Here is a 9,648-nt window from a genome sequence, read left to right on the forward strand (position 1 = left end):
CTGCGTGTACGAGCCGCGCGTTTGAGCCGATAGTTTCCGAATGACCCGTTCTGACCACAGATCCTGAGGGGCGAACCACCGAGGCCGATGTCGACACCACACCACCTCTCCGACCGCTACGAACTCGGCGAAACGCTGGGTTTCGGTGGCATGTCCGAGGTGCACTACGCGCGCGACCTGTTGCTGCACCGCGACGTCGCGGTGAAGGTGCTGCGTGCCGACCTCGCCCGTGACCCGTCGTTCTATCTCCGGTTCCGCCGCGAGGCCCAGAACGCGGCGAAGCTGAACCACCCCACGATCGTGCAGGTCTTCGACACCGGCGAGGCCGAGACCGAGGACGGCCCGTTGCCGTTCATCGTCATGGAGTACGTCGACGGCGACACCCTCCGAGATGTGTTGCGCGCCAACGGCCCCATCTCGCCGCGACAGGCGATGACGTGGATGGCCGATGTCGCCGCGGCGATGGACTTCTCGCACCGCAACGGGATCGTCCACCGAGACATGAAGCCGGCGAACGTTATGATCGACAAGTCCGGCGCCGTCAAGGTCATGGACTTCGGCATCGCCCGCGCGATGAGCGACTCAACGTCGACGATGACCCAGACGTCCGCGGTCATGGGTACGGCGCAGTACCTGTCGCCCGAACAGGCCCGTGGCATCAAGGTCGATCCGCGCAGCGACATCTACTCGATGGGGTGCGTGCTCTTCGAACTGCTCACCGGCGAGCCACCGTTCACCGGGGACTCGCCGGTGGCGGTCGCACACCAGCACGTGCACGAGGATCCCCCGTGGCCGTCGCACGTCCGGCCGGAGATCCCGCGCGAACTCGATTCCGTCGTCCTCAAGGCGATGAGCAAGAACAAGGACAACCGGTATCAATCAGCGGCCGACCTGCGCGCCGATCTGATCCGGGTGCTCGCCGGTGGCAAACCGTCGGCGCCGATGCTGCTCTCGGACGAGGAACGCACCGAGTTCATCGACACCGGACCGCGCCGTCCCACCCGGACGGAGACGACCGGTCCGCGTCGGCCGATCGCGGGCCGGACCTCGAACGGCAACGGCGGAAACCACCGGCGTGACGAGGACACCGAGGAGACACCCCGACGCCGCTCACGGCTCCTCATGGCCGGCGCGCTGCTCGCCGTCGTGGTGCTCGTCGGAGGTCTCTTCCTGTGGTCGCCGTGGGGTTCGGGCTCGGCGGCGGAGGTGTCGGTGCCGGCGGTCTCGGGACTCAGCTCCGACGACGCGCAGGCCTCGCTGGAACGGGCCGGCTTCGAAGTCCGCGTGCTGGAGGAACCGAGCCTCGACGTCGGTGTCGGTCTCGCCACGCGGTCGACCCCGGGTGAGGGCGTGATGGCGGCCGAGGGATCCGAGGTCGCGCTCTATGTCTCGACGGGTCCTCAGCGTGTTCGATTGCCGTCGGATCTCGTGGGCAAGACGCCGGCCGAGGCGCTGGACCAGCTCAAGGTGCTCGGGTTCACCAACGTGCGAACCGACCGCGTGGATTCGACGACCGAGATGAAGGACAAGGTGGTCTCGACGGCACCGGCCGTCGGCGCCGAGGTCCCGGTCAACGGTGCGGTCGTCGTCAACGTGGGCAACGGCCCGCGCGAGGTGACGGTCCGCGATGTCGTCGGCATGTCCGAGAGTCAGGCACGAGCCGTGCTGGAAGAGCTCGGCATGATGGTCGTCGTGGTCGCGGCCGACTCCGAGCGTCCGGCCGGAGAGGTCATCAGCACCTCACCGGGTCCCGGGTCGACCACAGAGCAGGGCAGCACCGTGCAGATCAGCGTGTCGCGGGGCAACCTCTTCACCGTCCCGAACCTCCGGGGCAAGACGCCTGCCGAGGCCCAGGCCGATCTCGAGCGGGCCGGCTGGGAGCGGTCGACGCTGACGCGGCAGACCCGCAACGTGCCGCTCGGCAGCCCCGACGACGGTCGCGTCGTCGGCCAGGAGCCGAATCCCGGGTCCCAGGCCCGCAAGAGCGGTTCGATCACGATCATCGTCGGCCAGGCGAGCCTGCTGCCCAACTGATCGTCTCTGCTGGTTGAGCCGGCACCGAGCGGAGCCGCCGGGCCGAGCAAGCGACGAAGGAGCGCGCCGAGGTCGAGGAGCCGAGTCGAAACCACTTCGGTGACCTCGCCACCGAAGTCAGCCGACCGCGGTCGCCATCTCGGCTTCGAGGGCGGCCACGCGGGTCTCGTCGATCTCGATCCCACATGTCTTGAGCCAGTTGGCGAGCATCCGGTGACCGCCCTGGGTCAGGACGCTCTCCGGGTGGAACTGCACGCCGTGGATGGGCAGTTCACGGTGGGCCATCGCCATCACGATGCCCGACTCGGTGCGTCCGGTGACGACGAGTTCGTCGGGGATCGTCTCGGGCAGCACCGTCAGCGAGTGGTAGCGCGTGGCGGTGAACGGATCCGGCAGTCCTTCGAGCACGCCGGCGTCATTGTGGAAGACCAGTGAGGTCTTGCCGTGCAGGAGTTCGGGTGCGCGGTCGACGGTGCCGCCGAACGCCGCACCGATCGCCTGGTGTCCCAGGCACACGCCCAGCAGCGGCAGTTCCTGTTCGGCGGCGACACGGACCATCGGCATCGTCGCACCGGCCCGCTGGGGCGTGCCGGGACCGGGGCTGAGGAGGACGCCGTCGAATCCGGCAACGGCCTCGCGCAGATGGTCGGGATCGGCCGGGGAAAGTTGCGGGTCGTCGTTGCGCCACACGACGGCCTCGACGCCCAGCTGGCCCAAGTACTGGACCAGGTTGTAGACGAAGCTGTCGTAGTTGTCGACCACCAGAATGCGACTCACGCGAGAAAGGCTACCGCCGAAGCGGGTGGTCGGCGTCGGCGACCTGGTGAGATACCGTAGAACTCGAGTGTTTGCCAGTGGCGGGGACGAGCTCACCTTCTCCCGCCCGCGTACGACCGCCCCGGCGGTGCCGCACAACAGAGGAAGTCATGCCGAAGTCAAAAGTCCGGAAGAAGACCGATTACACCATCAACCCGGCCAGCCGGACGCCGGTCAAGGTCAAGGCTGGCCCTTCGAGCACCATCTATGTAGGCGTCATGCTCGGCCTGATGGTGCTGGGTCTCGCCTGGCTCGTCGTCTACTACCTGGCCGCCACGCCCACCGCGTACGGCGGCGAGGGCCAGGTCCTGCACTGGATGGCCGAGCTCAACTCGTGGAACTTCCTGATCGGTTTCTCGCTGATGGTGGCGGGCCTGTTGATGACGATGCGTTGGCGGTAGACGCCGACGGTTGTTCGCGTGTCGAATGCGCTGAGCTGCTGAAACACACGCGTGTAAGTTATCCACACTGTGGAAATCACATGTGTGTAAGTCATCCCCACTGTGAGTAACTCCTGTGGATAACTCCGAGGTCTCTTACACACATGCGTGGGCGACCCCCGTCGGCGCCGGTCTGGCCGGCTGCCTCGGCGGCGTCGCGTTGGTGGTGGCGGCGGTCGTCGCCGCCGCCGATCCGGCCGGCATGGTCCTGATGGGCGTCGCCGGGATTCTCCTTCTCGTGCTCGGCGCCTACACCCTGCTGGTGCGTCCCCGGCTGGCCATCACATCGGGGCCGAACCCCGCTCTGGTCCTCGGGACCTTGCGAGGCCAACGGACGTACCCCCCGGAACGCATCGAACGGATTCGGACGCTGTCGATCCGTCGGGTCGGCCGGCGGGTCGGACAGTTGGAGATCGACGTTCTCGACGACGACGCAGCCGGCACGACCGCGCACGACCGCGGCGTCGGCCCTCGCGACGACACCCGACTCGTGGTCTTCAGCCGCTGGGACCTCGGGACCGACCTGCCGACCGTGGTCGACGCGCTGCGCGACGCCGGCTTCGTCGTCGACGAGGGATAGGTCGCGCCGCAGCTCAGCGGATGTAGACGAGCCCGTCGTACGCGACGCCCGCGCCGATGCCGAGCCCCAGCGCCACGACGAACAGTGCGGCGAGCGCGATCCAGCCGACACGACTCGCGGCCTGGGGAGTCCGACGACCCGCGGGCAGCACGGCGTCGGGGAGGTACACGATGGCCGCGGTGGCGGCCGCTCCGAAGGCGAGCCCGCCGAGATGCCCGAGGACCGAGATGCCGGGCAGTGAGAACGACAGCACCACGTTGAAGCCGATGATGAGCAGAACCGGGACCGGGGACACGCGGGCCTTGAGGATGATCACGAGCATCGCGCCCATGAGTCCGTAGATGGCTCCGGAGGCTCCGGCGGTCAGGGCGCGGTCGTCCTCGAAGAGCATGACGGCAGCGCTGCCGCCGAGCAGTGCGATCAGGTAGACGGCCAGGTATCGGCCGATGCCGAGGGCGAGTTCGAGATCGCGGCCGAGGATGTAGAGCGACAGCATGTTGACGGCCACGTGCATGACGCTGAAATGCAGGAAGCCCGCGGTGAGGAGACGCCAGTACTCGCCGGCTGCGACATCGCTCTTGAGGAGGTCGCCGGCGCCGAAGATCGCCGCCCCGCCGGGATCGCCCACTCCGGCCTGGAGTACACACAGGGCAAAGATCAGCAGGTTGACCGCGATCAGCGCGTAGGTGGCGTAGGGCTGCGTCGGGGCCGTGCGGGTGCGCGCCATCACGGGGACACCGCGGCGTGGGCCGCCGAGTGATGGCGACCGTTGCACGCCGTCGTTGCGGAGGCACTCGAGACAGTGCTGGCCGACCGATGCCGGACGCAGGCACTCGGGACACGCCGGCCGTCCGCACCGGCTGCAGGACAGGCCGGTGGGACGGTCGGGATGCCGGTAACACACCGCCCGCTGCGGGGCGGTGTGTTCCGGAGAGGTCAGTTGACCTCGATCTTCTCGATGACGACCTCGTCGAGCGGGCGGTCGCTGCGGTCGGTCGACGTCGTGGCGATCGCGTCGACGACCTGCTGCGAAGCCGGATCGGTGACCTCACCGAAGATGGTGTGGCGACGGTTGAGGTGCGGGGTCGGGCCGACGGTGATGAAGAACTGCGAGCCGTTGGTACCCGGGCCGGCGTTGGCCATCGCGAGCAGGTACGGACGGTCGAACTGCAGCTCCGGGTGGAACTCGTCGCCGAACTGGTAGCCGGGGCCGCCCATGCCGGTTCCGGTAGGGTCGCCGCCCTGGATCATGAAGCCGGAGATGACGCGGTGGAAGACCGAGCCGTCGAAGAACGGGCCGGAGTTGCCGCCGGACGCGTTGGGCTTGCTGTACTCCTTGCTGCCGTCGGCCAGCCCGACGAAGTTCTCGACCGTCTTGGGTGCGTGGTTCGGGAACAGGTCGACCTTGATGTCGCCGCGATTGGTGTGGATGACTGCGGAGCTTTTCGGTGTAGTCATCCCTCCATCCAACCACTCACCCGGATCCGCTGGTCGGGACACGGCCCCGAGGTGCGCAGATGCACCGGGCGGGGTGGCAGCGGCGCACACCGGCTGGCACTCTTGAGCCCATGTCCAAGAACTACCTCTTGACCGCGCTGGGTGTGGTCGCCGCGTCCGTCACCGCCGCCGTCGTCGTCGGCTCGCTGCGCCGCGCCCGACGCGTGGTGGCCCCGGTGTCCCCGACCGTCCCGCGGATCGAGGAGGTCCGCGAGGCGCTCGCCGAGAGCACCGAGACGCAGGCTTCGTGACCCGCCGCGGCCGACGCGACACCGGGCCGCTCGCCACGCACGGGTAATTTGGTCTCGTGACCTCAGACGACGAGCGCTCCCCGAACCCGCCGCCGGGGTCCGGCGGCGCAGACGACCGGACCCGCGAGTCCTGGTCGGCGCCCGAGAGCTCCGCACCGACGAGCAACCCGGCGCCGTGGGAAAGGTCCCCCGCACGACCTGCGGGCTCGCCGACCTCGTCGCAGGGAGCCGACGCTCCCGACCGTTCCGACGGTCGGCCGGCGCCCCGCGGTGACTTCACGCCGCCGCCGGGGGGTCGACCGCCCACCAGACCCGGGCCCCCGCCGGGCCGGCGACCGGCCCCGCCGCGCGGTGACTCGTTCGGGACGTCTGGTCCCTCCGGGGGACCGCACCCGCCCGGTGCGCCGCGTCCGCGGCCGAACGGCCCCGGGCCCGCGCCGGCCGGGCCGGTGGCGGGCGGGCCGGTGGCGGGCGCCAACCCCACCGTGCAGCGCCCAGGCGGCAATCCGCCCGGCCCGGGTCCGCGACCGCCGATGCCATCCGGTCCGCCCGGACGCCGACCCCCGCCCGGTCAACGTCCGGGCCCGGGAGGAGCGCCGTTCGCCAAAGGCACTCCGCCGCAAGGCAATAGGACCACAGATGGCTCCCGTCCACCCTTCGCCGGACCCCGGCCGGGTGCAGCCCCGGGCGGACGACCCGACTCCGCCGGTCGGGATTCCGACCGGGACGATCACGCGACACAGGTGGTGGGTGCGGGCGGGCTGGCAATCGGTCTGTCCGGCGATCCGTCCCCTAATACCCGCGTCGTGGACGGTCCCGGAACGGCCGGCGCACCTGCGGCCGACCGCCCGGACACCGAGACCTCGGGCCCTGCCTCCCCGGCGACCCAGGCCTATTCAGCAGTCGAACCCGCCAGAAGTTCGGAGGACAGCGTGGCTCCCCAGTCCGGTGCCGGTCCGCGCGTCAATCGGATGGCGTTGTGGGCCCTGGCGTTGTCGATCCTCGGGATCACCTTCATCGTGGGACTGGTCCTCGGATACCGTGCGCGCACCCAGATCCGGCAGCGTCGCGAGGCGGGTCTCCCCTTCGCCACCGCCGCCATCTGGGTCGGCTGGGCCTACGCCGGGGTCTTCGTCTTCGGGCTGCTCGTCTACGGGTGGATTCTGTTCATCGCCTGAGCCGGACTCACAAGCGGCAAGCCGCCCTCCGCGTCCCCCTCTGCTCCCTGAGGAGGCCGGAGCTTGCGGAGGCCGTCACGAAAGGTCCTGGCGAGATGCGTCACCAACGGGACTGACACGCCCGGTCAGAAGTAGCCGTTGCCCGGCAACGGGGTGTCGTTCACGCGGAGGTCCCCGATGGCGACGGCCTTGTACGACGTGGGGTTGTGCAGGGTGATGGTCCGGATGTTGCGCCAGTGCCGGTCCAGGTTGCGGCTGCGGCTCGCCGACGACGCGCCACCCACGTCGAAGACGGCCGCCGCCGCCGGGAGGGCGATGCGATCGACGTGCACCTTGACGCGCGCGGCGGCGAGCGACGCCTGCGCGAACTGCTCGACGTCGATGACCCCGCGTCGTGCCAACGCGTTCGCGGTCTCGACATGTCGCGCGGCACTCAGGACCGCGTCACGCGCGACGTGTGCGGCCGCGTCGATCTCACCGATCCGTTCCAGCAGGATCGGATCCTGCCGTGGCTCGGGCGACGGCGCATGCTCGAAGGTCCGCGCACGCGAATGCAGCAGCGCCACTGCGTCATCCGAGGCGGACAGGAGGATGCCGGCGATCAGCGCCTGCAGGAACAGCTGCAGGAACGGGCCGTCGTTGGCGGCGGGCGGAGTGGAGTCGTCGAGTTCGACGAACTCGAGGACGTCGTCGGAGGTGACCCGGACATCGTCGAACAGCGTCGAGCCCGTGCCCGTGCGGTGTTGCCCGATGCCGTCCCAGTCGTCGACGACGCTCACCCCGTCGCGGTCTACCGGGACGACCACTTTCACCAGCCGTGAACGCAACGCGTCCGGGACGATCGCGAGCACCGTGACGTAGTCCGCGAAAGCCGTTCCGGTGCTGTAGAACTTCTCGCCGCGCAGGCGCCAGCCGTCGCCATCGGGGACGAGCTGTGTCGCGTACTGCCGTGACCCGGCGGCGACACCGCGTTCACTGGACGCGTTACCGACGATGGCCCCCGCGGCGATCCGCTCGCTCCAGCGGCTGCGCACCGGCCCGACCGGCAGACGTTCGATCTGCTCGACGAACCAGTAGTGGGCGCGCAGGATGTGCGCCGCGATCGGGTCGGCCCGGGCGAGGTCGATGATGAACTCGAAGAGTTCGACGCTTCCGGCCCCGGCACCCCCCGACTGCGTGTCGAGGGACAGCGCGGTCAGCCTCGACCGCCTGAGCAAGGCCACGGCCTCCCGCGGGTCCCGCCCTTGGCGCTCGCGCTCGGCCGAGCCGGCCGCGATCTCGGCGAGGATCTCGTTCCGGTCGGTCACGACCCGCGCGGGTGCGGTCATGCGGGGACCCCCGCGAACGCGCCGCGATAGCGTGCCGCGGGGTGTGACTCCGGAAGTCGGTCACGGCCAGACAGTTTGGCCCGTGAGGTCCCCTCGGCGTACTCCCGCTTCGCCAGGCCCCGCTCGCGCAGGACGGGCAGCACGTGTTCGGCGAACTCGACGTAGCTGCCGGGGATGGTCGCGTTGATGACGTTGATGCCACCCACGCCGGCGTCGCGCCACTGCTCGAGCCGGTCGGCGATCTGGTCCGGTGTGCCGACGACCCGGCCGGTCCGGCTCCGCAACTGGGCGAGATCGCGCACGGTCGGCTCGCGGTCGGGCACGGCTTCCCGGAGCCACAGCAGGAAGCTCTGGGAGCCCTCGGTGTGGATCTGCCCGATCGGGGTGTTGAGGTCGTAGTGTCCGAGATCCACGCCGATGCCGCCGGCCGAGTGGGCGATGATCGTGCTCGGGTCGATGAGCTCGTCGAGTTCGCGCGACTTGCGCGCAGCTTCCTCCTCGGTGCTTCCGATCACGAACGAGAGTCCCTGGAAGAACTGGAGATCCGTCGGTTCCCGGCCGGCCTCGGCTGCCAGCCGCCGGGTGTCGGCGATCAGCGTGCGAGCCGCGTCGGGCGACGGCGAGAGGATGAACTGGGCCTCGGCGTTGCGCGCCGCGAAGCTCCGTCCGGCAGGCGAGGAGCCGGCTTGGAACAGTACCGGGGTCCGCTGCGGGGACGGTGACACCAGATGTGGTCCCTCGACACGGTAGTGCTCGCCGACGTGGTTGATTTTGTGGACCCGGTCGTAGTCCCCGTGCAGGCCGCCGGTCTTGTCCTGGATGAGCGCACCCTCGTCCCAGGAACCCTCCCACAACTTGTAGGCGACGTCGACGTACTCGTCGGCCCACGCGTAGCGGTCGTCGTGTTTGGTGATCCCGTCGTATCCGAAGTTGCGCCAGGCGTTGTCGGACAAGCTCGTGACGATGTTCCACGCGATCCGACCCTTGCTCAGATGATCGAGGGTGGAGACCTTGCGAGCGAAGTCGAACGGGTGCTCCTGCAGGATCGAACTCGTGATGGCGATGCCCAGATGCTCTGTGTGCGAGGCGATCGCGGATGCCAGCACCAGCGGGTCGTTGCTCGGGATCTGCAGGCCGGAGTCGACGAACTTCTTCCAGTCTCCCTGATAGTCGTCGTACAGTCCGACCACGTCGGCGAAGAAGATGAAGTCGAACCGGGCCTCCTCCAACAGTTTTGCGAGGCCGATCCAGTGGTCGAGGTCGTTGAAGCGGTGTTGCTGCGCCTCCGGTGCCCGCCATGCTCCGTGCAGGATGTGCGACGTCGTGTTCATGACGAAGGCGGCGATGTTCAAGGGGGGCGCGGACATGGATGCTCCTGATCACGAGGCGTCGGACTCAGCGCGACGTTACGGCCGACCACGCGTGCGCGGCGACTTCGGATCACGGTGGCCTCAAGGGGTGCCCGACACCGTCCGAAGCCCCTAGGTTGTGGTGATTCCCGTCCCGACGCCGGGCTCGCGCTGT

10 protein-coding genes are annotated in these 9,648 nt (G+C 69.2%); 5 read left to right on the forward strand and 5 right to left on the reverse strand.

The genetic code is table 11. The annotated features are described in order from the left end of the window. Nucleotides 1–87: 87 nt before the first annotated feature. The gene (pknB, locus tag ACFVHY_RS04825) at nt 88–2,034 is read left to right on the forward strand and encodes a Stk1 family PASTA domain-containing Ser/Thr kinase (RefSeq protein ID WP_390269089.1); all 1,947 of its coding nucleotides are present in this window, start codon (nt 88–90) and stop codon (nt 2,032–2,034) included. Between the two features lie 117 nt (nt 2,035–2,151). Here pknB and ACFVHY_RS04830 read toward each other — a convergent pair whose 3' ends face one another. Continuing rightward, complete coding sequence (locus tag ACFVHY_RS04830; RefSeq protein ID WP_390269092.1) at nt 2,152–2,811, reverse strand: aminodeoxychorismate/anthranilate synthase component II; 660 nt, start codon at nt 2,809–2,811, stop codon at nt 2,152–2,154. 149 nt (nt 2,812–2,960) lie between these two features. On the opposite strand from ACFVHY_RS04830, the gene crgA reads away from it, so the two are divergent. Together crgA and ACFVHY_RS04840 are read left to right on the forward strand one after the other, a co-directional pair. Next, the gene (crgA, locus tag ACFVHY_RS04835; RefSeq protein ID WP_010843022.1) at nt 2,961–3,251 is read left to right on the forward strand and encodes a cell division protein CrgA; all 291 of its coding nucleotides are present in this window, start codon (nt 2,961–2,963) and stop codon (nt 3,249–3,251) included. Between the two features lie 115 nt (nt 3,252–3,366). After that, complete coding sequence (locus ACFVHY_RS04840) at nt 3,367–3,870, forward strand: PH domain-containing protein (protein ID WP_159369729.1); 504 nt, start codon at nt 3,367–3,369, stop codon at nt 3,868–3,870. A gap of 13 nt (nt 3,871–3,883) precedes the next feature. Here the strand turns inward: ACFVHY_RS04840 and ACFVHY_RS04845 are convergent, their stop codons facing one another. Both ACFVHY_RS04845 and ACFVHY_RS04850 read right to left on the reverse strand, forming a co-directional pair. Next, entirely contained in the window at nt 3,884–4,597 is a 714-nt protein-coding gene (locus tag ACFVHY_RS04845) for a rhomboid family intramembrane serine protease (RefSeq protein ID WP_338856402.1), read from the reverse strand. Nucleotides 4,598–4,806: 209 nt separating this feature from the next. Then, nucleotides 4,807–5,328 (reverse strand): peptidylprolyl isomerase, encoded by a 522-nt coding sequence (locus tag ACFVHY_RS04850; RefSeq protein WP_058253011.1) that lies wholly within the window; start codon nt 5,326–5,328, stop codon nt 4,807–4,809. Nucleotides 5,329–5,438: 110 nt separating this feature from the next. Here ACFVHY_RS04850 and ACFVHY_RS04855 point away from each other — a divergent pair, with 110 nt between their 5' ends. After that, nucleotides 5,439–5,618 carry a hypothetical protein gene (locus tag ACFVHY_RS04855; RefSeq protein ID WP_171011560.1) on the forward strand — a complete coding sequence of 60 codons (180 nt, stop codon included), beginning with the start codon at nt 5,439–5,441 and terminating at the stop codon, nt 5,616–5,618. A gap of 932 nt (nt 5,619–6,550) precedes the next feature. Beyond that, nucleotides 6,551–6,796 (forward strand): DUF4190 domain-containing protein, encoded by a 246-nt coding sequence (locus ACFVHY_RS04860; protein ID WP_058253056.1) that lies wholly within the window; start codon nt 6,551–6,553, stop codon nt 6,794–6,796. Nucleotides 6,797–6,921: 125 nt separating this feature from the next. Here ACFVHY_RS04860 and ACFVHY_RS04865 read toward each other — a convergent pair whose 3' ends face one another. Both ACFVHY_RS04865 and ACFVHY_RS04870 read right to left on the reverse strand, forming a co-directional pair. Further along, nucleotides 6,922–8,124 carry an acyl-CoA dehydrogenase family protein gene (locus ACFVHY_RS04865; protein ID WP_068971163.1) on the reverse strand — a complete coding sequence of 401 codons (1,203 nt, stop codon included), beginning with the start codon at nt 8,122–8,124 and terminating at the stop codon, nt 6,922–6,924. Beyond that, a complete protein-coding gene (locus tag ACFVHY_RS04870; protein WP_390269099.1) occupies nt 8,121–9,491 on the reverse strand; it encodes an LLM class flavin-dependent oxidoreductase in 1,371 nt (456 codons plus the stop codon). The genes ACFVHY_RS04865 and ACFVHY_RS04870 overlap by 4 nt, the downstream gene beginning before the upstream one ends. Nucleotides 9,492–9,648: the final 157 nt, after the last annotated feature.

Source organism: Gordonia sp. NPDC127522 (genome assembly GCF_042672305.1).
Taxonomy (GTDB): Bacteria; Actinomycetota; Actinomycetes; order Mycobacteriales; family Mycobacteriaceae; genus Gordonia; species Gordonia hongkongensis.

Bases quoted from the DNA above. Each gene is read 5' to 3' on its own strand.
- pknB (WP_390269089.1), top strand. From the start codon at position 88: ATGTCGACACCACACCACCTCTCCGACCGCTACGAACTCGGCGAAACG.
- crgA (WP_010843022.1), top strand. From the start codon at position 2,961: ATGCCGAAGTCAAAAGTCCGGAAGAAGACCGATTACACCATCAACCCG.
- ACFVHY_RS04845 (WP_338856402.1), bottom strand. From the start codon at position 4,597: ATGGCGCGCACCCGCACGGCCCCGACGCAGCCCTACGCCACCTACGCG.
- ACFVHY_RS04850 (WP_058253011.1), bottom strand. From the start codon at position 5,328: ATGACTACACCGAAAAGCTCCGCAGTCATCCACACCAATCGCGGCGAC.
- ACFVHY_RS04855 (WP_171011560.1), top strand. From the start codon at position 5,439: ATGTCCAAGAACTACCTCTTGACCGCGCTGGGTGTGGTCGCCGCGTCC.
- ACFVHY_RS04865 (WP_068971163.1), bottom strand. From the start codon at position 8,124: ATGACCGCACCCGCGCGGGTCGTGACCGACCGGAACGAGATCCTCGCC.
- ACFVHY_RS04870 (WP_390269099.1), bottom strand. From the start codon at position 9,491: ATGTCCGCGCCCCCCTTGAACATCGCCGCCTTCGTCATGAACACGACG.